Here is a 22,086-nt window from a genome sequence, read left to right as displayed (position 1 = left end):
CAAGGAGCATAATCCGCTCCCTGCCTGCTATATCCTCACATTCAGAGCACCTCACCCGAGACAGTATGTTTTCTGTCTTCATCGGTTACCGAAGTCAGCTTTTTCAGCTTTCTGCTCAGCCAGCTGTTCAGATCATCCATCGCGGTAAACATAACCGGCACGAAAACCAGACTGAGTGCCGTTGAGGTTATCAGCCCGCCGATCACAGCAACCGCCATCGGCGCGCGAAACTCCGCATCCCCGCCGATACCAATGGCAGCAGGCACCATCCCCGCCACCATGGCGATTGTGGTCATGATAATCGGCCGGACACGCGTAATACCGGCTTTCAACAAGGCCGCATCGCGATCAAGACCTTCCTTGCGGCACTCAATGGCATAATCAACCAGCAGAATAGAATTTTTGCAGACAATCCCCATCAGCATCAGAATACCGATAACCGATGACAGATCCAAAGCCGCACCATAGAGAAGCAGTGCTATCGCCGCACCGCCGATGGAAAGCGGCAAGGCAATCAGAATGGTAAAAGGTTGCAGGAAGTCCTTAAACAACAGCACCAGCACTGCCGCCACCATCAGAATACCGGTCAGCAGCGCCAGTCCGAAATTACTGAACATTTCTGCCATATATTCCGCACTGCCATATTCCACTTCGCGGACACCTTCAGGCAGGTTTTTATAGGCGGGCAGCGCAGCAATCGCTGCCAGTGCCGTGCCGAGCGTCGCATTATTATCCAGATTAGCCTGCACCTCGATCATCCGCATCCGGTTCAGACGCTCCACACGGCTTTCCGCAGAACCGAAGGAAATATCCGCAACGGAAGCAAGCGGAACCGGATTGCCCGTTGCGGTTCCCACTTTCAGGTTCTTCAGCATATCCAGATCGCTGCGGGCAGAATTTTCCAGCAGAACACGGATCGGTATTTGCCGGTCACCCAGATTAAACTGCGCCGAATTGGCATCCGTCTCACCCACTGTTCCGATGCGGGCAACCATGCCGATCGAGGCCGGTGACACACCAAGGCGTGCAGCTTCATCCAGACGCGGTTTTACATGCAGCTCCGGTGCAGGCAGAGGTTCGGATGAAACCACATTGGCGAGTTCCGGCAGTTCACGCATCTGGGCTTCCAGCTCGCGGGCAGCACGGGTGAGATTTTCTCCGCTATTGCCGACGAGAATAATAGCCACTTCTTTGCCGCCGCCGTCTTTTGTAAAGGTGAACTGAATATCCGGTATTGCAGCAACCAAAGGACGGATAACCGCTTCGAATTCCTTCTGGCTTGTCTCCCGTTCCGCACGCGGCTTGAGATTAATCAGCAGGGAGAACTCATTCACACCATCCGATGATGTGGCCAGAATATCCTTTATCTCAGGTCGTTTCAGCAGCTGATTGACAATGTCGTCTGAGACACGGGCGGTCTCATCAAGGCGGGTACCCGGTGCCAGAGTTACGCTGATTTGTGAAACATTGGAGTCGCTTTGCGGCATGAAGCCGGTGGGCAGCAATGTCATGAGATAGACCGAACCGGCAAAAATACCCGCCACCATAGCAAAGGTTGCTTTGCGGTGGTGCAGCGTCCAGCTCAGCAATCCGAGATACCAACGGCCAAGTACAGAAGACCCCGGTGCTTTACCACTCACCGGATGCGGCTGCAACATATAGGCAGCCATCAGCGGCGTGAGCAAACGAGCAACAGCGAGGGAGACCAGTACAGCAATCGCAACAGTCAGGCCGAATTGTTTGAAATATTGCCCGACCGCACCGCCGATAAAACTGACCGGCGCAAAAATAGCGACAATCGTCAGGGTTGTCGCAACAACAGCCAGGCCGATCGCATCCGATGCTTCTAGCGCTGCAATATAGGGGCGCTTGCCCATATGAATATGGCGCTCAATATTCTCTATCTCCACAATCGCATCATCAACGAGAATACCGATGACGAGTGTCAGAGCCAGCAGACTGATGCTGTTGAGTGTAAAATCGAGGAGATACATCGCCGCAAATGTTGGCAAAATGGAAAGCGGCATGGCCACCGCTGCGATCACGGTCGCCCGCCAGTTGCGAAGGAAAAGAAACACCACCGCAACCGTCAGCGCAGCGCCTTCCAGCAATGTGGTGATCGCATTATTATAGCTCTGCACCGTATATTCGACCGTGGAGCTGACCTCCCTGATCTCTGTGCCCGAATTGAGCTGTCTTATGTCCTCAAGCCGGTTTTTGACACCATTGGCAACAACCGTATCGCTATAGCCCTTTGCACGGAACACAGAAAAGCCAACCACGGCTTTGCCGTCCAGACGGGAGAAGCCGCGCGGCTCACCCGCCCCGTCCTGTATTGTGGCAATCTCACGCAACGGGATCCACCGGTTGCCCGGCAATAAGATCGTTAAAGCGGAAAGCTCTTCCACCGTTCTGGCGCTTGCAATCGTGCGCAGCGACTGCTCCCTGTCGCCGATATTGCCCCGCCCGCTCGGCACATTCACATTCAGCTCGCGCAAAGCAGAATTGACCTGATCCGCCGATACACCAAGTGCCAGCAACCGCTCCGGTTTCAGCGCAATACGCACCTCACGATTAACACCGCCCAATCGCTGCACTTTCTGCACACCGGGCACGGCCAGTAGTTCACGGGTAATCGTATCATCCACAAACCATGACATATCAACCGCAGAAATATCCGGCGCGGAAATCGTGTAATAAAGGATTGCCCCGCCTTCAACATCGACACGGCTGACCACCGGTTCCTGAATAGTCTGCGGCAAATCTGAGCGGATCTGCGCCACGGCCTCACGGACATCATTGGTGGCACGGTCGGGATCAACCCCGATGCGGAACTCCACTGTGGTCGTCGACACACCATCCGCAATGGAGGAGCGCAGATGTTTGACCCCTGCGATGCCGGATACCACACCTTCAATACGGCGTGTAATCTGCGCTTCCATTTCGGAAGGGGCAGCACTGGCCTGCGTGACCGCAACCGTCACCACGGGAAAGGATACCTTGGGATTGGCATTCACCGGCAGCTTATTGAATGCAGCCCAGCCGGCAAGGGTCAGAACAATGAAAAGAACAAGCGTCGGCACCGGCTTGCGGATTGCCCAGGCGGAAATATTACTGGTCATAAACAATACTTTCAGGGAATCCGGATTTTCAAGGCGCCCGTGCAGGAACAGGTGTTACCGTCTCGCCGTCGCGGAGCAGCGGCCCTGCTTTTTCAATGATGTGATCGCCTGCGCTTAAGCCCGAACGGATTTCAACAGCTCCGTTCTTGCGCAAGCCGAGCTTGACTGTTTTCTTGACAGCCTTACCGCCGACAACAACAAAGACCGAGGCATCGGATGCCTCACGGCCATGCAAAAGCGCAGAGTCATTGACCAGAATTGCCTTGCTTTGCGAAAACACCACATCTGCCCTGCCGAAAGCACCGGAGAAGAGCGATATTTGTTTGCCCTCAATCGCGATATAGGCTCTGCCCAGCCGCGTTTGGCGGTCAATTTTCGGCGATAATAAGCGGATATGTCCGGCTGCGATTTTCCCGTCAGGCAGTGTGACATGCGCCGCCTGACCTGCCTTCATCAGCAGGATTTCACTTTCCGGTACTTCAGCCGCAAATTCTATCTCGCCGTCGCGGATAAGGCTGAAAAGTGTGCCGCTACCGGCCAGTGCGCCGACACGTGCATTGCGTTCTGAAATGATACCGCTGACCGGTGCATGAATAACAGCCCGTGCCCTTTCGCTTTTCGCCTCCGCCAGTTGCGCCTCAGCCTGCGTGAACTCGGCCTTTGCCACTCCCACACTCTGTTCGGCAATATTCAGCGCCGACAGCTTGTCATCATAGGATTGCTCGCTGACAGCACCATTGCTGCGCAGACGCTGTGTGCGGTTCAGGCTGGACTGCGCCTGCGCCTGTGTCGCCTCCTGCTGAGCCAGCCATGCACGGGCGCGGGCAACACGCGCTTCTGTTTCTCTAAGCTTGATATCCAGTTTCACCGTATCCAGCCGCATCAGCACCTGTCCGGCGGTTACATAATCACCAGCCTCCGCTTCAACCGCGGCAATACGCTGATCCTGTAATGTTGTACCTACCGCCACTTCTTCACGCGGCACAAACAGCCCGTTAAAACCCAGTTTCCATTCCGTTGGTACCGGCTTGGCTACAGAAGTGGTGACAGTGCGCTCCGCCACGGCGATCTGAGCCCCCGCAATCGCTGCGTCTGAAGGAGCAGCCTCTGCCGAAAAAGCCGCCGAAGCGGCCAGAGAATATGCGGACAGGGAGAGGCACAACAGAAACCTCATATTTGATTACCTTTCAGGTTGGCGGAACTGCATCCGGAACGGCAACACAAACAATATTTTTGTTAAGCTTCAGCGGAGGAAATACAGAAAACTGCAGAACCCGCCAAAACACGGCGATTTCGGCCTTTCAGCAGCTCTTTCACCGCTACGCACAGGATATTTCCGTGCAGAAATTTTTCAGCTTTTAAATATGAGTATTTTTGTATAGTATTAAAAATCTATTCATCCGCCCCCCTTTGCACGCAGTCACACGGCATGAGCATTCCATCAACCGACCATTCTGAAGACCTGTTGTCTGTCTATTTACGGCAGTTGAAATGGCTGCGCGAAATACTCAAAAAACGCACCAGCTCCCATGAGCTGGCCGATGATGCTTTGCAGGAAACATGGCTGCGCCTGTCCAAAATACAGGAGCGCTCTTCTGAGGTTCGCGATCATCGCGCTTTCATCATGCGGATTGCCACTAATATTGCGATTGATCTGCTGCGCAAGGAACAGCGCCACCACAAAGCCTGCCTCAGCGATGAAGAGATTTTGCAGGCGATTGCCGATACTGCGCCGACACCGGAGGTCTTCGCGATTGACCGCGACCAGTTGCGGCAACTTATTTACGCCCTGCTGCAATTACCGGAAAAACCGCGTAAAGCCTTATTGCTGGCACGCTGTGACCTGCTGACCCATTATGAGATTGCCCGCCGTCCGGGCGTATCGGAAAGCATGGTCGCACGTTATCTCGCGCAGGCATTGCGCCATTGCCGCGATCATTTCCGTACACTCGCCTGAGCCGCTATGCCCGAAAAAATCAGATATAAAACGGATATCAGCTTAAGCGATGAGGCAATCGACCGGATTGTACAGCTCAGCTCAGGACGAGCCACAGCACAGGACCATGCGGGTTTTGCAGACTGGCGTCGTCAAAGCGCTGAGCATGAAATGGCTGCACGCGAGGCTGAGGCACTGTGGCACGGCATTGGCACAGCCGGTAAAAGCATCCGCAAATCCGCAAAGCAAAAACAATTCACCAGACGCGCGGTTCTCGGCCTGGCCGGACTGATAACCGGTGGTGCCGCGCTGCATCAGACGGGGCTCATCGGGCCGCGTCTCTATGCCGATTATACAACCGCTACGGGTGAGCAGCGGAGCATTACGCTGGCTGACGGTTCAACCGTGTTTCTCAATGCCGGTTCTGCACTCTCCGTTGATATGTCAGCCAATGAGAGACGGCTGACCCTTTATGAAGGGCAAGCTCTGTTTACTGTCGCAAAAGACGCGGCACGCCCGTTTATTGTTGAGGCGCTTGACGGGCAGACCCGTGCTCTGGGAACGGTTTTTGATATTGATATCAAACCTCAGCAGGTTGCTGTCACGGTAATTGAAGGCACTGTCGGCGTCAGCAGCCGGATACAGCCCGCAAACCGGACAAGCAATATGGTTGTCGCCGGTGCCAATACCCGTATCCGCTATGAAGACACAGGTAATATATCCGCACCGGAAGAGGTGGATTCCGACATTGAAACTGCATGGCGCCGCGGCAAACTGATTTTCAACGCCAAACCGCTCGGCGATGTGGTTACAGAAATTGAGCGTCATCGCGGCGGAACAATTGTTCTTGCCAGCAACCGCCTGCAAACACTGCAGGTCACCGGCGTTTTTGATCTCAGCCAGCCGGAAGAGATTTTACAGGCCATTGAAACCACCCTGCCTGTCTCCGTGATCCGCCTGCCTTTTGTGACAATTTTGCGCTAAAAAACTACCCGATTCAAATTTATGATAAAAATAATCATATTTTTATATTTTACCGGTGCAAGATCAGCCATGCCGTTTCGTCTTTGAATTATGAGGCCGGAATTTCCGTCATGAGCGGAGGCCGGAATGTGTCATATTGGTAAGGCGGAATATTTCCATGCAGGCTATCATCAAGGCGAAAAAGCGCTCTTTGTCCCAACATGCGCAAAAGGCCGGACTTCTGGCTTCGGTTGCGTTTATTGCAGTGCTTGGCACCGGATTGCCGATGATTGCCCATGCGCAGACCACTGTATCGCAGACGATCAGTTTCAATATCCGCGTACAAAATCTGGGTTCAGCACTTGCCGGTTTTGCTGACCGTGCCGGTCTCAAACTGCTGATGCGATCCGATATGGTATCCGGCAAGACAAGCCCTGCTGTGCAAGGCACGATGACACGGGAACAGGCACTGGGCAGATTGCTGTCCGGCTCCGGCCTGAATTACTCCATTCAGGGCACAACACTCACAATTCATGATCCGGCAGGAAGCGCCCAATCCGTAGTTGCACCGGACGGCACCGTGACACTGAACACAATCACCGTGACCAATGGCGGTTCAATCGCCGCGGCTGAAGCGCCATATCACACGGCAGCGCCGACCTCTTATATTTCAGAGCAGACGATTGAGCGTTTTCGCGGTGCAAGCCCTGCTGATATTTTCCGCGGCACACCGGGCGTGATGTCCGGTGAAGCCCGCAATGGTGCCGGTGCGATTGATGTGAATATCCGCGGTATGCAGGGCATGGGGCGCGTCGCGACCACTATCGACGGCGCAGAAAATGCCATTAATGTCTATCAGGGCTATCAGGGTATCTCGAACCGCACCTTTGTTGATCCGGATTTTCTCGGCGGCATTGATATCCAAAAAGGCTCTGATGCTGCTTCCAGCGGCATTGCCGGTACGGTTGCCATGCGTACAATTGAGGCGGGCGATATTGTCAAGGAAGGCAATCGCTTCGGCCTGCGTGTCAAAGGCGGTTTCGGTACCAATTCCAGCAAACCGGTGACAGACACAAAAGCGGGCTACGAAATTATCAATAGCGGTTATCCCGGCGATCTGCAGCCGGAATTCGATCACCTCTATGTACCAAGTGTTAAGAGTTCGGATGACACCATGAATCGTCCGGCTTTTCTGAAGCCGACCAATGGTTCAGGCAGTATCGTTGCAGCTATGCAGGACGAGAATATTGAACTGCTGGCAGGCTATGCCTATCGCGAGCGCGGCAATTATCATGCTGGTAAAAACGGCCCTGCCGCCGGTATCGCCAATCTCGGCGGGATGAGCGTATGCAGTTTTCTTTGTAACTTACCCAATCCTGAATACAGATGGTATCCGCAATATATTGAGAATACAGGTCTGGCCAATTACCGCCCCGGTGAACAGGTTCTCAACACCCAGCTGAAAACGGAGTCCTTGCTGCTGAAAGGTAAGGTTATGTTCGGCGACGGGCATAGTATTCAGCTTGGCTATACAGGTTTTGAAAGCAAGGCCGGTACTTTTAAGGCCAATGCTTTGAGCACGCTCGGACAACAAGCCAGACAACAGCGCCTGACGACAGATATTGAAGCGCATACAGGAACATTTAAATATCGCTGGGATCCTGAAGAGAATGATCTGATTAATCTCAAGGCCAATCTCTGGGGTACGAAGCTGAAGCAGCGCAATCCGGTCGACTGGCTGCCGGCAAATGCACCGGTCGACTTTAAATCCGGACCGGATTTGTGGACATGGGGCGGTGATATCAGCAACCGTTCACAATTCACGACTGCCTATGGTGATTTTGATATGACCTATGGCGCGTCTTACAAAGAAGAAGATACCAAGCCGACCGAAGGAACAAGGAAATGGGACACATTTCTTGATTTGCGTGACGGCACCCGTAAAGAAGCCGCAGCCTATATCAAGACAGCGTATAAACCGGTTGACTGGCTGACGGTCAATGGCGGCCTGCGCTATTCCCATATGTGGTCGCGCGATCGCAGCCGCACAAAATATGTTCATCCTGATATGGTTTACGGCAAAGCGCGGTTCAAACAGGGCGGCTTCAGCCCGTCATTGGGCGTAACAATCGAGCCGTTTGAAGGCGCACAATTCTACACCAATTATTCCAGCACCTTGCGCGCTCCGAGTATTATGGAAGCAGTATCCGCATTCAATATGACTGTGAATGAGGATGCCAAGGCAGAGCGCTCCAACAACTGGGAAATCGGTGCAAACTTCATTCAGGACGACCTGATTACCGGGACAGATCGTGCAATGCTCAAACTGGGTTACTTCAACTGGGATGTAAAAGATTACATCGCCCGCGAATTCCACAGATATGCGAACTCTGCGAATGTGCGCATTTTCAATATTGACCGCGCCCGTTTCTCCGGTCTTGAAATGTCGGCCAATTATGCGCTCGGCGGTTTCGAAGCCACACTGGCTGCCAATTATTATCTGAATGTGGAGTTCTGCCGTACCGCTGAAACCTGTGAAAACAAATCTCTCTATGCCGACTATGCCACCAATCACGTACCACCTAAATATGGTATAGACCTGACCCTGACCCAGAAATTACTGGATGATGCACTCACGGTCGGCGGCCGCATTTCCTATACCGCATCGCGTGCGAGCGGACATGGTGATGTCACAGGTCAGGGCATGTCGCAGTTCATCACGATGATCAACTGGCAGCCTTACACATTGGTGGATGTGTTTGCAGAATATAAAATCAACGACACTTATACCGCCAGTGTGCGCGTGGAAAATCTGACAGACCGGTTCTATGTCGATCCGCTCAGCCTTGCACAGCAACCGGGACCGGGCCGGACATTCTATGCATCTCTGACGGCCAATTTTTAAGGCTCACAGGGACAACCAGACCGCTATGCCGTTGGGTCACACGCACCGGCATAGCCCCTGCCCGTATCTGAAGCGTAGATTTATGCCTTGCAAAATAAACTTGATTATAATAGTCAAGATTTATTCTATCGTCATTGCCTGACGAGCCGGACGCATATGCTTTCAGAAAACGGTTACACAGATGTGGGATCTCCATCATCTTTTTAAAAAACATGCGCGTGATATTATACAATCATTACGCCGCAGAGGGCTTCCTGAAGAAACGGCTGCTGATCTGACGCAGGATACTTTTTTACGCGTTTTGGTCTCTCCGCCTGCGGAAAGCAAAACCACTTATAATCCCGCAGCCTATTTGTTCAGAATTGCGCGCAACCTCGGTACAGATCATCAGCGGCGTGAAGGTTTGCTACGCAGAGCCGATCTCACACCCGAAGATTTTTCTGCCATTGCTGACCCCTCTCCCTCACCGGAAAAACAGGTCTATGACCGGCAAAAACTGATGCTGGCACAACAGGCTTTGCAGGAATTGCCCGCCCGAACGCGCAAAGCATTTGAAATGCACCGTATGGATGAGATGACCATTGCGGCGATTGCAGCGGAACTTAATCTCTCCGTGGGCAGAACATGGGCACTCATCAGAGATGCCTATGAATTTATTGACAGGCGCCTTACCGGACTGTGACAAATTTCCCCATACACTGAAAATTGGCCACGCTCATTCGTAAACAGAAATAAGACAGTAATCTATCCGGACAGGCTTGAAACATATGACCAATTCCGCTGATGAGACAGAGGAAGCACAGCGGCTGTTTCGTGAAGCAGCCGATCTGGCTATCCGTCTGCAAAATGACCCCGTTAATCCCGTTTCTGCTGACATGATTAAAACATGGGTTGCCCGCAGCCCTGCCCATGCCGCAGCCTGGGCGCGTGTGGCCGCCATTCATGGCATGACCGGCACTTTGTTCACAGAGAACCGGAAAGTACCGGAGAAAAGCAAACTATCCCGCCGCAATTTTATCGCCGGAACCACACTCGGCCTTGGAGCCCTGACCACCGGCGCGCTGACAGTGCCGCAGCTGTGGCTGCTGTCGCAGGCCGATCACATCACCTCCACGGCAGAGATCCGGGACATTCCCCTGCCTGACGGCAGCTTCGCCACGCTGGGGCCTGACAGTGCAATTGCCGTTGATTTTTCCGAGCGAGACCGCCGTATCGGATTGCTGTCCGGCATGGCGTATTTTCAGGTTCAGCCGGACAGCGCAAGGCCTTTTACCGTCTCAACCGGCCCTATGCTGGTCACTGCGCTGGGCACGGCTTTTGATGTTTCTGCAGAAAAAGGCTTTCTCTCTGTGGCCGTGGCGCATGGCACAGTTGAAGCCAGAACCGGCACAGTCGCCGGAGAAAGATTGGAAGCCGGTACGTGGCTTAGTTTTGACAGCGCAAGCAACCGGATTACCCGCGGTGAACAGGAACCATCACAAATTGCAGCATGGCGCTCCAACATGCTGTTTGCGGAAAATGAAACTGTTGCCGCCCTTTGTGCAAAAATTTCCCGTTGGCAAAACGGGCGCGTATTGATCGCTGATCCTTCACTCGGATCGCGCACGGTCAGCGGTGTGTTTGATCTTAACGACCCTGATGCAGCCATTGCTGCAGTTGTCCGGCCTTTTGGCGCCAAGACACGAAAAATTGCGTCTTTGCTGACAATTGTCTCTTCCGTATAAAATATGAGTAAAAACTGAATATTTTTATCCGCCACTCGTAAAGAAGAATATGAGGGCGTTTTCTCATGCAGAAAAACGCCTGTAATGATTGACCGACGGAGTGAGCAGGCATGACAGGCGCCACCAAACAAGCGACACGACACACCAAATGCAGCAAAGCCATGATAGCCGCTTTGCTGGCAACCACCGCAATGATAACCGGCGTGGTTCTGACAGCAACCAGCTTCAATGCACAGGCACAGCAACAAACAGGCTTCAATATTCCGTCCGGTCCGCTCAACCGTGCACTCGCAGCCTTTGGCAGCCAATCCGGCACCCAGCTATCCTATGAACCTGCCGTCGTGCGCGGGAAATCTTCTCCCGGAATTTCAGGTGCAGCCACCAAGGAGCAGGCATTGGCGCGGATTTTGCAGGGCTCCGGCCTGACCTATAATTTCACCGACACAAAATTCGTGCTGATTACCGAGCACCTTGCCGCCAATACCGGCGGCGCTGCGCCGGACGGCTCACTCATTCTGAACCAGATAACCGTTTCCAGCGGCGGAGCAATCGCCGCCGCAACAGCGCCTTATGAAACGGCAGCACCAACCACCTATATTTCCGGCGAAACAATTGAGCGTTATCGCGGTTCCAGCCCTGCGGATATGTTCCGTGGCACACCCGGTGTCAAATCCGGTGAAGCCCGCAATGGTGCAGGATCAATTGATGTCAATATTCGCGGTATGCAGGGCATGGGGCGCGTATCCACGACCATTGACGGCGCGGAAAACTCTGTCACCGTCTATCAGGGCTATCAGGGTGTTTCCAACCGCACCTTTGTTGATCCTGACTTTATTGCCGGTGTGGAAATCAACAAGGGGGCTGACACCGCTTCATGGGGCAATGCCGGTTCGGTCAGTATGCGCACTGTCGGTGTGGACGATATTGTTAAAGACGGTAATCACTGGGGTATCCGCGTTAAAGGCGGCATTGGCGGCAACACGTCCAAACCGCTGGCTGGTGCTCTGAGCGGTTATCAGTGGCCCTATGCGCCATGGGATGCAATGAAAGCTCCTGTCGGTTCAAAGGACGGTTTGGACAGGCCGTCATTCCTGTCTCCGACATCCGCTTCCGGCAGTATTGTCGGCGCCTATAAAGGCGATGCAATCGATGTTCTGGCCGGTTATGCACGGCGTAAACAGGGTAATTATCATGCAGGAACGCGTGGCTCTGCAGCTGCCGATCCGGTCAATCTGGGCAGACAGCCTTATTGCAATTCAATGATTGCCATTCATTGCACACCCAGAAGCCCGGGCAATTACTGGAACGAATATTATGCCAATCAGGGGCTGACCAATTACCGTCCGGGTGAGGAAGTCCTCAACACCCAGCTGGAAACCGAGTCATGGCTGGCAAAACTCAATGCCCGTTTTGCGGACGATCATGAATTACAGCTCGGCTATATGGGCTATCGCAGCGAGGCCGGTGACAGGCTGGCCTCACGCTTGAGCGGCATTAAAGACCAGTCCATACAGCAAAAGCAAACCGCGGGAACCAGTCTCGACACGGTGACTGCGCGTTATAACTGGAAGCCGGAAGACAATGAGCTGATTGATCTGCGTGCCAATCTCTACTGGACGCATCTGCAATTGCGTAATCCGGTACGCGGCGGGCGTGGTGTTACACCGGGAGGGATCGGCCTGCCTGCCGATTTCCGTGTCGGATCTGACAGTGATATGTGGGGCGGTGATATCCAGAACAAATCCTCTTTCACTTTTGATGCAGGCGATCTGGATCTGACATACGGTACGTCTTTCCGTGTGGAAGATACGCGCGGCAGCGAACATTCCGCAGCTCTGGAAGGCTGGATGACACCGCGTGATGCGATCCGCCATGAAGTCGCTGCTTATACGAAGGCTGCATATAAGCCTGTTGACTGGCTTACTGTGAATGGCGGCTTGCGCTATTCGCATTTCTGGTCGAAAGACCGTTTCGACCCCTATGAGCGCAATCAGATCAAGAATGCAAAGGAACAGGGTTCCAGAACCAATGACGGCGGTTTCAGCCCGTCTGTCGGTCTGACTTTTGAACCGTGGGAACAGACCCAGTTCTATGTCAATTATTCCAATACGCTGCGTGCGCCGAGCATTATTGAATCCGTTTCCGCGTTCAACAGCGTTACCGCAAATACAGATGTAAAACCGGAGCGTTCCAGCAACTGGGAAATCGGTACCAATGTCGTCCGTAACGGCCTGCTTACCGATGAAGATACGGGTATGCTGAAACTCGGTTACTTCAACTGGGATGTTAAAAACTACATCTCGCGCAATATTGTATATGACACTAAAAATCCGAGCAATTTTGTCCTGAATATCGGCAATATCCACCGTGCAAAGTTTTCCGGTCTGGAATTTTCCGGTCGCTATGAGCTGGACGGTTTTACAGCTGATCTCGCAGCCAATTATTATCTGAATGTTGAATATTGCCGCACATCCGACAGTTGCGACGGCAAGAGCCTTTATGGTGATTATGCCACCAACCATGTGCAGCCCAAATATTCGGTTGACCTGACCCTGTCGCAGAAACTGCTGGAAGAACGGCTGATGCTCGGCGGCCGTGTCTCCTATACGGGGCCGCGCGCTATCGGTCATGGCGATGTGACTGCACAAGGCGCATCGGAATTCATCACACCGGTGCTCTGGAAACCCTATGCCCTTGTTGACCTGTTTGCAGAATATAAAATCACCGACAATCTGACAGCGGCATTCCGCGTCGAGAATGTGTTTGATAAATTCTACATTGATCCTCTGGGTCTTGTAACGCAGCCGGGCCCGGGTCGTACCTTCTATGCCAGTCTCACAGCCGACATCGGCGGTGAACAGCAATTGCCGTCTCTGCCGTCCTTCCTGACACGACGCCCGACGGCTGAAGGCGCTCCGATTGACTGGACAGGCCTTTATGCCGGTGCCCATGCCGGTGGTGTTTTTGGCCGCACATGGGGCAACACAACCGCTCTCGACGGCACATCCAATGCGATTGCGGCAACGGAATCCGCTGATTTCGGCATGGATAGCGGGTTGTTTGGTGTGCAGGCCGGTTATAACTGGCAATTGCCAAACCGTGTGGTACTGGGCATCGGTGCAGACTGGAGCAAAACCTATCTGAATGCTGCACATAAAGCCCGCACAACAGAGGGCGATTTTGCCGGCACCGGCAATGTGCAGGCGCAGACCCTCTATGACATTGACTGGACTGCCGCTGTGCGCGGTAAACTCGGCTATGCTTTTGACAATAAATGGATGCTTTACGGCAGCGGCGGTGTGGCCTTTGCCCGCGAGAGCCAGTCGCGCGAGCAATATCGTGTCAGTGCAGACAGTTCTGACAAGGTCACAGAAATTGCGCTGACTGAAAAGGAGAAAGCAACACGCTTCGGCTGGACAGCCGGCGGCGGGATTGAATATGCCATTAATGACCGGTGGTCGGTGATGGCGGATTATTCCTACACACGTTTCGGCAAAACCAATTTCAACTTTAACAATGCCCGTGCCGGTATCATGCGTGACTGGGAAACACAGGAAAAGATTGGTGTTGAGATTGTTGACCCGTCAAAACAGCCGGGAATGGGCGACTTCTGCACTCAGTTCCCGCGTTTCTGTAAACCTTATGAGAAAACAATCTATGAGACCGTCAAGCATGAAGGATCGTCGAGTGTTAAAAACGGACGCAAAGCATCCAATTCGCTTGATTTTCATACATTCAAAATCGGTGTGAATTACCGGTTCTGACACGATTAAAAAGCCGGTCTGAGTTTTCTCAGACCGGCTTTTTTTATTTAATGTTCAGAGCCTGTATGGCCATGTTCTTTGCGCTTGGCGGCATCATCCACCAGCTCATACCACATGGCGTTGAGCACCGCGAAAGCCGCTGCGAGAGGTAGTCCTAAAACCCAGGCGAAATACCACATTTAAAACCTCATATTATATAAGAGACAGAAATGATGACGGAAACGGGCATCAGTAATGCCCCTCTTCCAGATCGCTTTCCGTCACTTTTCCGCGCAGCACATAATAGACCCAGCTCGTATAGAGCATGATGATCGGCAGCATAATGCCGGTGCTGATCAGCATGATGAACAGGGTCAGATGGCTGGATGAGCTGTCCCAGACCGTCAGGCTGGCACTCGGATTCAGCGAGGATGGCAGGATGAACGGGAACATCGCCACACCGACCGATGTAATCACACCGAAGATCGACAATTTACCGAACAGCAATGCCACGAGCGGACGCCGTGCCCACAAAAAGAGGATCAGCGCGAAAGGCGACAGCAGGCCAAGTGCAGGCACAGCCCACAGAGCCGGATAACGCAGATAATTGGCAAGCCATGCGCCTTGTTCAACCACTGCGGTTTTAAACAGCGGGTTCGACGGGCCGTTCGGATCAATCTCACTGGTAATGCGGTAACCCAGACCGGATTTCCAGAGATACAGCCCTGCGGCGACATAAAAGACCACTGTCAGCAATGCGAGAAGCGTACCGTATTTTTTTGCACGTTCAGCCACAATGCCTGTGGTTTTAACACAGAGCCACACACAACCATGCATGGCCAGCATGATGACTGACATCAGACCTGCCAGCAGCGCAAACGGGTTAAGCAAGGCAAAGAATGAACCTTCATAGAAGATCATCATATCGTCATTGATACGGAACGGCACACCGAGCAGCACATTCCCGACAGCCACACCAAAAATCAGTGACGGCACAAAACCACCGATGAACAATGCCCGGTCCCAATTGTTGCGCCACAGCGAGCTTTCACGCTTGTTGCGGTATTTAAAGCCGACCGGCCGCAGGATCAGCGCGAACAAAATGATGAACATCGCCAGATAGAAGCCGGAGAAAGACACCGCGTAAAGCTGCGGCCATGCGGCAAAAATCGCACCACCGGCCAGAATGAGCCAGACCTGATTGCCTTCCCAGACCGGTTCAATGGTTTCCAGCACCAGTCTGCGTTCCAGATCGGTGCGGGCAACAAATGGCAGCATGGTTTCAATACCAAGGTCAAAACCATCCATCGCCGCAAAGCCGATGAGCAGCACACCCAGCAATACCCACCAGATCAGACGTAAGGTTGAATAATCAAGAAGTTCGGACAAAACCATTATTTTGCCTCCCCGATTTGTACCGGTTTACTGGGAACAGGTTTCTCAAAGGGTGCGGAAACCGGAGCATGATCCGGCTGCGGCCCGTTGCGGATCGCACGGATCATCACGCCCATCTCAATAATGAACAGGACTGTATAGATCAGGATAAATCCGCTCAGTGAGATCAGCACGGTTACAGGGCTGAGATTGGAGACCGCCACGGCTGTCGGCAGAACTCCTTCAATACTCCATGGCTGACGGCCGAATTCCGCAACCAGCCAGCCCATTTCTGCAGCCAGCCAAGGCAGAGGAATAGAGAAGACCGCAACCCAGAGCAGCCAGCGGTGTTTGTCCAGTTTTCTGCGTGCAGACAGGAAAAAGAAGGTGCCGGTCAGCAACAGGAAATAGAAGCTCAGGCCCACCATCACACGGAAGGCAATGAACAGCGGCAGCACACCCGGAACAGTATCATTGGCGGCAGCCACGATCTGCTCATCCGTAGCAGTGCGCGGATCATCAACATATTTCTTCAGCAGCAGACCATAACCCAGACGTTCGCCATATTGTTCAAAAGCCTGTTTGGCTTCTGCCGGTGCCTGCTCGCCCCGTGGCGTCGCTTTGATTGTCTGCAAGGCATCATAGGCCTTGATGCCGTCACGGATACGATCCTGAGCCTGCAAAACCAGCTGGTTAATACCCGGAATTTCAATGGTCAGGGAGCGCGTACCGATCAGCCCCATCACATAGGGAATGTGAATGGCATAATGGGTCACGCGGTTTTCCTGATCCGGCACACCAATCAGCGTGAAGGATGCCGGAGCCGGTTCTGTATCCCACATGGCCTCAATCGCAGCCATTTTCATGCTCTGATGGTCGGATGTCAGATAGCCGCTTTCATCCCCCAGCACCACAACCGACAAAGCACCGGCCAGACCGAAAGAAGCCGCCACAGTCATCGAACGTTTTGCCAGCTCCAGATGACGGCCTTTGAGCATATACCATGCCGAAACACCGAGAATGAAAATGGAAGCTGTGACATAACCGGCAGATACCGTGTGCACGACTTTGGCCTGCGCAACAGGATTGAAAACAACGGCAAAGAAATCCGTAATTTCCATACGCATGGTTTCAGGATTAAAGCGCGATCCGACCGGATTTTGCATCCAGCCATTGGCCACCAGAATCCACAATGCGGAAATATTGGAGCCGATCGCCATCAGATAGGTCACGGTCAAGTGGCCGATTTTGGACAGGCGATCCCAGCCGAAGAAAAACAGGCCGATAAAGGTTGCTTCCAGAAAGAAAGCCATCAGCCCTTCGAGCGCCAGCGGCGCACCGAAAATATCCCCGACATAGTGACTGTAATAGCTCCAGTTCATACCGAACTGGAATTCCATCACAACGCCGGTGGCGACACCGGTTACAAAGTTAATACCAAACAATGTACCCCAGAATTTTGTCATTTGCCGCCAGATCAGGCGGCCGGTCATCACATAGACCGTTTCCATGATCGCCAGCAGAATAGACAGGCCGAGCGTCAAAGGAACAAACAAAAAGTGGTACATGGCGGTGACTGCAAATTGCAGACGGGATAGTGAAACAATATCCAGTTCCATCATCATCCGCCGCGGGGGCGCGGCGCTCCTGTTGTAGCTTAGCGCCGGAAACTATTCGGTATCCGGCAAACTATGCTTGAAAACAAAGCTTTTACGCGTCTCTCCGGAAAATAGGGGGCATTCCGGTCAAAATGCGCGTATATCAAACAGTCCGTATGACCGGCATTATTGCCGGAAATGTCTGTGAGAAACCTGCAGGGCGGATATGCTCTATCTATTTGCTTTTATTCGTATCTTGTCCGAAAACCGCTTTGCACTTTTCGGGACACGCTTAAAATAGACCAATTCTAGATTATACTAATTTATAGCATCAGGAAATGCATATCCGTTCCGGCTGGTAATACCGGCCGGTTACAGGGTTCTCACAGTGTGGGGATGAAAGCGGCGCTTGGGAGAAAACCGCTTTCAAAATCAGATAATGTGATCCGTGTTTGTCAGATCATCCCTCTGATTATGTGTAAAAAATCATGCTTCATAAAGCGGGGCTTCCTTTTCAAAGACATGGCTGTAACGCATCCGGTTCCGGACAGGTATTCGTGTTAAACCTGACGCAGTGTCTTCAGAATATCTGAAAATGCCTGCGTTCCTTTCAGTGCTTCTGCCGTCATGCGACCATAGCTCATCACAACGATACGGTCGGCAATCTCAGCTTCACGGCGCAGATGCGACGCAATAATCATGGTTCTGCCGTGGCCACTATTCGGACTTGTGGCCTGTGACAGCCGCTGCAGAATGTCCTGCGCAGTGGCTTTATCCAGCCCTTCCGTCGGTTCATCCAGCAGCCAGAGCGGGGTATTGTGCAGAAACAGCCGCGCCAATGCGAGACGGCGTGCCTGCCCGCCGGACAAGCCAAGGCCGCCCTCGCCAAGCATTGTTTCCAACTGCTGCGGCATGTCACCTACCGTTTCTGACAGGCCGGCCATTTCCAGTGCCTGCATCAGATCATCGTCCGTTGCCTTTGGCTGAGCAAGACGCAGATTTTCCGCCAGACTATCCTGAAACAACTGGGTTTTCTGCGTCAGCAGCGTTGCTGCCTCATGACGGATAATACCGGAATCCGCAGTCACTTCACCGGCCAGCAAAGCCATGAGCGTCGATTTACCTGTGCCGCTCGTGCCGACAATCGCCAGTTTTTCACCTTTGCGCACGCTCAGGCTGATATCCTGCAGCACCAGAGGCATCTTGTCCTCATAGCGCATATTGATCTGTTCCAGATAAACAGCCTCATGAGGATCGGCCGGTTGTACAGGCACATAGAAATGCGGCTGTGTTTCATAACGGTCGCCAACGCGGTGCGCAGCCATCAGCGTGCGGCCAAGTTCCATGGCACCGCGGCGTAATGCTGCAAATGGTTCCATCGCTCCCAGTGCCATCAGCAGCGCAAAAGCAGCAACAGCAGGTGAAATAGTGCCAGCCTCTGCAAGCCAGACACCGCCGAGCAAAGCAACACAGAGCAGCAAAGCCGTAGCGATACCAAAACCAGCACCGACCGAAATTTCAATCCGATTGAGCTGATCATCAGCATCGGACAATCTTTTGTCAGCCGCACATATGCTTGCGCTTTGCGCCTGCAGGCGTCCCGCCATCAGCAGATCGGTCTGGCCGGAGACCAGATCAATGCTGCGCGCGCGTACGGCTTCAACAGCTTTGGCACGGCGGCGCATTGGTTTCATCGCCCAGAGTGCTGCAATCAGCGGCAGGCCAAAACCGGCAAGCACCAAAACCGCCACCATTGCCAGCGAGAAAGTGCTATCCATCAACCAGAAGGCAAAACCAACCACCAGCATGGTGACAAAAGCCGCACCGGCAGGCACCAGCACGCGCAGATAAAGTGCATCCAGCGCATCAATATCCGCCGTCAGGCGGAACAGCAGACGGCTCGGGCGGCGCAAAAGTTCTTTGGCTGCCTGCGGTGCAGCCCAGCTGCGAAACAATTTCTCGCGCAATGCCGCCAGCACAGCCAGCGTTGCATCATGCGTAACCAGACGCTCCGCATAGCGCGACGCAGTGCGCAGAATAGCCAGCAGACGAATACCCGCAGCCGGTGCAAATACGTCGAAAGCCAAAGCTGTGGCCGTTGCCAGACCGGCAATTGCTGTTGCGGTGATAAACCAACCGGACAGACCAAGCAGCAGAATACCGCACAGAACAGTCACGGCAGCGAGCAACATACCGGCCCATAATTTGCCGCGCTTTTCCGAGAAAAACAGTTTGAGAACAGGTTTCAGAACCGCAAGCTTCTTCATTCTGCCGCCCTCCGTGCTGAGCATACAGGTGCAGCAGCATTACCGCTGTCTTCCTGCACATGCAGATTTTCCGCACCGCTCAGCCTGTCTACGCGAATGATGCGTCCCATTTTGCGCGCCAGTTCTTCATCATGGGTGGCAATGATCAATGTCTTGCCTTGCGCCATGGCCAGAAGACCCTCTGTTGCCTTGAGCGCGGTTTCACTGTCGAGATGGGCAGTCGGCTCGTCGGCAAAGATAATATCCGCACCGGATTTCAGAGCTGCCCTTGCCAATGCCAGACGCAGGCCTTCACCACCGGAAAGACCGGTGCCGTTTTCACCAAGATCACTGGCTGCAGCGGCAGAAGCCACATTATCCAGCGCTGCTGTCTTCAGTGCAGTCTGCACATCGCTCAGGGCAAAACCTTCACGGCCGAGTGTAATATTTGAACGCACAGAACCGGAGAAAATATGCGGCTTCTGGCCAATCCATGAGAATTGCTGGCGCAGCGTGTCAGCACTGCTCTGATCCAGCACTGTATCATGTATCAGAACATCACCACTGCGCGGTGCAATCAGACCGGCCATCATCGCCAGCAGTGTTGATTTACCGCTGCCGCTTGGTCCTAAGAGCGCAACATGCTCGCCTTGCGCAATCTGTAAGCTAAAGCCGGAGAGCAGATCAGTTTCATCATCTGCATCATAGCTGAAATCCACATCGCGCAGAGTGACAGCATGGTTTTTCTCTGTTTCAGCCGGTATAGCAGTCGCAGCAACCGCGGTGAGTTTCATACCGCCTGCACTGATATTTTCCAGCGCGTCAATCGCGGCTTCACCGGCAGCGCGGTCATGCCAGACGGCAGAGAGTTCGCGCAGCGGTTCAAAAAATGTCGGCGCCAGCAACAGGATAAACAGCCCCTGCCCCAATGTCAGCGTTGCGCCCCACGCGCCGAAATTCAGCTCGCCCAAGAGGTGGAAGCCGATATAAACCGCAACCATCGCCACGCCGAGCGCAGAAAACAGCTCCAGTACCGCTGAGGACAGGAAAGCAATGCGCAGCACGATCATGGTTTTATGGCGCAGTGTTTCCGCATTATGACGCAACCGTTGTGCGGTCAGGTCAACAGCGTGGAATGTGCGGATTGTTGCCAGTCCGCGCAAACGGTCGAGCAGAAAACCATTCATCTGCCCCATTTCCACCAGCTGTTCTTCACTGGCGGCTTTGGCGCGATAACCGATCAGCGCCATGAAAACCGGAATAAGCGGTGCCGCAACCAGCAAGACCAGTGCCGCAGCCCATGAATACCAGAGCACAGCAATGAGAAAGACAATCGGAACGATCATGACTTTCATCTGCACCGGCTGGTAACGCGACCAATAGGTCACCACCATCTCGGCCTGCTCGGCGAGAATACTAGCTGCCTCACCCGATGCCGCACGGTTGCGATCCAGCGGGGAGCGGTCAGCCAGAGCCTGCACCGATTTAGCACGCAGATCAGACAAAGCCGCGCGCGATGTTTTAAAGGCAATCCGCTCGCCCGCGCCCTGCAAAATGGTACGCAGCAGGCCAAGCAGGAAAATACCGGCAACGATCGTCAGAAGATTGCTGACTGTACCGCTGACGGTCAGCTCATTAATCGCATAGGCCATCAGGCCTGCCTGCGGCAGCCAGATCAGCGCCGCCAGAACCTGTAACCAGCCGCCTTTGCGTAAATTGGCCGGTTGTGCACGTTTTTTACGGCGCCGTGCAGACGCCTTTACAGTTCCGGCAGCCTTGTTGCTGCCGGTAACTGTTACTGCATCAGACATGGATCGTTCCGGCGTTGCCGCCGGAATTTCCGAAGGGGCAGACGAACCGGATAAAGCTTCACTCACTCCGTCCCTCCTTTCACTCTGATTGTCCTTCTTTTTTCTGCGCACGGCTGCGGCCGAGCGAGACGATTTTGTCCTTGGCCTCAAGGAAACGCGTGACCTTTGACCCCATGCTCAAAAGCATGGTCAATCTTTCGGTTTCGAGCGATTTCACATCATCATACCAGTTGGTCAGGCGTTCAATCAGACCATGCATATCGCCCATACGCGCTTGCGCAAATGCATCACTCTCTGTTGTCGGCTTTTCCATGAGAATTTCACGCAACACACTCAAAGTCGGATCGACTTCACGTTTTTTGCGTTCTTCCGCCAATGTGCGCAGAATCTGCCAGACATCGCCCGGCGTGGAGTAAAAATCGCGACGGTCACCCGGAATGTGCTTCAGCAAAACAAGGTTCCAGCCTTGCAGCTCTCTGATACCCATAGAAACATTCGACCGTGAGACGCCAAGGGCATCCACGATCTGATCGGCACAGAGCGGGTCTTTAGAAAGATAGAGCAAGGCATAGATCTGCCCGACCGTGCGGTTGATACCCCAGCGGCTGCCCATTTCACCGAAGTGCAGTACAAATGATTGTACGATTGGCGACAATTCCAAATC

The 22,086-nt window shown here is 53.4% G+C and carries 14 protein-coding genes; 6 read left to right on the top strand and 8 right to left on the bottom strand.

Annotated elements, in window-relative coordinates:
- Nucleotides 1-41: 41 nt before the first annotated feature.
- Both JNC80_RS12355 and JNC80_RS12350 read right to left on the bottom strand, forming a co-directional pair.
- A complete protein-coding gene (locus tag JNC80_RS12355) occupies nucleotides 42-3,122 on the bottom strand; it encodes an efflux RND transporter permease subunit (protein ID WP_376710519.1) in 3,081 nt (1,026 codons plus the stop codon).
- 28 nt (nucleotides 3,123-3,150) lie between these two features.
- Nucleotides 3,151-4,296, bottom strand: coding sequence for an efflux RND transporter periplasmic adaptor subunit (locus JNC80_RS12350; protein WP_151159684.1), 1,146 nt, complete (start codon nucleotides 4,294-4,296; stop codon nucleotides 3,151-3,153).
- A gap of 255 nt (nucleotides 4,297-4,551) precedes the next feature.
- Here JNC80_RS12350 and JNC80_RS12345 point away from each other — a divergent pair, with 255 nt between their 5' ends.
- The 6 genes from JNC80_RS12345 to JNC80_RS12320 all read left to right on the top strand — a co-directional run bounded on the left by JNC80_RS12345 (nucleotide 4,552) and on the right by JNC80_RS12320 (nucleotide 14,414).
- The gene (locus JNC80_RS12345; protein ID WP_376710518.1) at nucleotides 4,552-5,079 is read left to right on the top strand and encodes an RNA polymerase sigma factor; all 528 of its coding nucleotides are present in this window, start codon (nucleotides 4,552-4,554) and stop codon (nucleotides 5,077-5,079) included.
- 6 nt (nucleotides 5,080-5,085) lie between these two features.
- Nucleotides 5,086-6,042 carry a FecR family protein gene (locus JNC80_RS12340; RefSeq protein WP_376710517.1) on the top strand — a complete coding sequence of 319 codons (957 nt, stop codon included), beginning with the start codon at nucleotides 5,086-5,088 and terminating at the stop codon, nucleotides 6,040-6,042.
- 157 nt (nucleotides 6,043-6,199) lie between these two features.
- Nucleotides 6,200-8,926 (top strand): TonB-dependent receptor, encoded by a 2,727-nt coding sequence (locus tag JNC80_RS12335; protein WP_376710516.1) that lies wholly within the window; start codon nucleotides 6,200-6,202, stop codon nucleotides 8,924-8,926.
- A 181-nt stretch (nucleotides 8,927-9,107) separates the two neighbouring features.
- Nucleotides 9,108-9,608, top strand: coding sequence for an RNA polymerase sigma factor (locus JNC80_RS12330; RefSeq protein WP_376710515.1), 501 nt, complete (start codon nucleotides 9,108-9,110; stop codon nucleotides 9,606-9,608).
- An 85-nt stretch (nucleotides 9,609-9,693) separates the two neighbouring features.
- Nucleotides 9,694-10,650: a FecR family protein gene (locus JNC80_RS12325; protein ID WP_376710514.1), complete on the top strand. Its 957-nt coding sequence runs from the start codon at nucleotides 9,694-9,696 to the stop codon at nucleotides 10,648-10,650.
- 110 nt (nucleotides 10,651-10,760) lie between these two features.
- Nucleotides 10,761-14,414, top strand: coding sequence for a TonB-dependent receptor domain-containing protein (locus JNC80_RS12320; RefSeq protein WP_376710513.1), 3,654 nt, complete (start codon nucleotides 10,761-10,763; stop codon nucleotides 14,412-14,414).
- Nucleotides 14,415-14,461: 47 nt separating this feature from the next.
- On the opposite strand, the gene cydX is transcribed toward JNC80_RS12320, so the two are convergent.
- From cydX to JNC80_RS12290, 6 genes are all read right to left on the bottom strand, one after another.
- Entirely contained in the window at nucleotides 14,462-14,593 is a 132-nt protein-coding gene (gene cydX, locus JNC80_RS12315; RefSeq protein ID WP_075656476.1) for a cytochrome bd-I oxidase subunit CydX, read from the bottom strand.
- A 49-nt stretch (nucleotides 14,594-14,642) separates the two neighbouring features.
- On the bottom strand, nucleotides 14,643-15,788 hold the full coding sequence (cydB, locus tag JNC80_RS12310) for a cytochrome d ubiquinol oxidase subunit II (RefSeq protein WP_376710512.1): 1,146 nt from the start codon (nucleotides 15,786-15,788) through the stop codon (nucleotides 14,643-14,645).
- Nucleotides 15,788-17,386 (bottom strand): cytochrome ubiquinol oxidase subunit I, encoded by a 1,599-nt coding sequence (locus JNC80_RS12305; protein WP_306401446.1) that lies wholly within the window; start codon nucleotides 17,384-17,386, stop codon nucleotides 15,788-15,790. Before JNC80_RS12305 ends, cydB begins: the two co-directional genes overlap by 1 nt.
- 539 nt (nucleotides 17,387-17,925) lie before the next feature.
- Nucleotides 17,926-19,632 (bottom strand): thiol reductant ABC exporter subunit CydC, encoded by a 1,707-nt coding sequence (gene cydC, locus JNC80_RS12300; protein ID WP_376710511.1) that lies wholly within the window; start codon nucleotides 19,630-19,632, stop codon nucleotides 17,926-17,928.
- Nucleotides 19,629-21,422 carry a thiol reductant ABC exporter subunit CydD gene (gene cydD / locus JNC80_RS12295; protein WP_376710597.1) on the bottom strand — a complete coding sequence of 598 codons (1,794 nt, stop codon included), beginning with the start codon at nucleotides 21,420-21,422 and terminating at the stop codon, nucleotides 19,629-19,631. The genes cydC and cydD overlap by 4 nt, the downstream gene beginning before the upstream one ends.
- Nucleotides 21,423-21,501: 79 nt before the next feature.
- Nucleotides 21,502-22,083, bottom strand: a complete 582-nt coding sequence (locus JNC80_RS12290; protein ID WP_033315780.1) for a GbsR/MarR family transcriptional regulator — start codon at nucleotides 22,081-22,083, stop codon at nucleotides 21,502-21,504.
- Nucleotides 22,084-22,086: the final 3 nt, after the last annotated feature.

Origin of the sequence: Pseudochrobactrum lubricantis, assembly GCF_041929865.1 — a bacterium.
In the GTDB taxonomy this organism is placed as follows: Bacteria; Pseudomonadota; Alphaproteobacteria; order Rhizobiales; family Rhizobiaceae; genus Pseudochrobactrum; species Pseudochrobactrum saccharolyticum.
The sequence above is the reverse complement of the archived record's forward strand: the minus strand, read 5'-3'. Positions and strand labels throughout refer to the sequence as shown.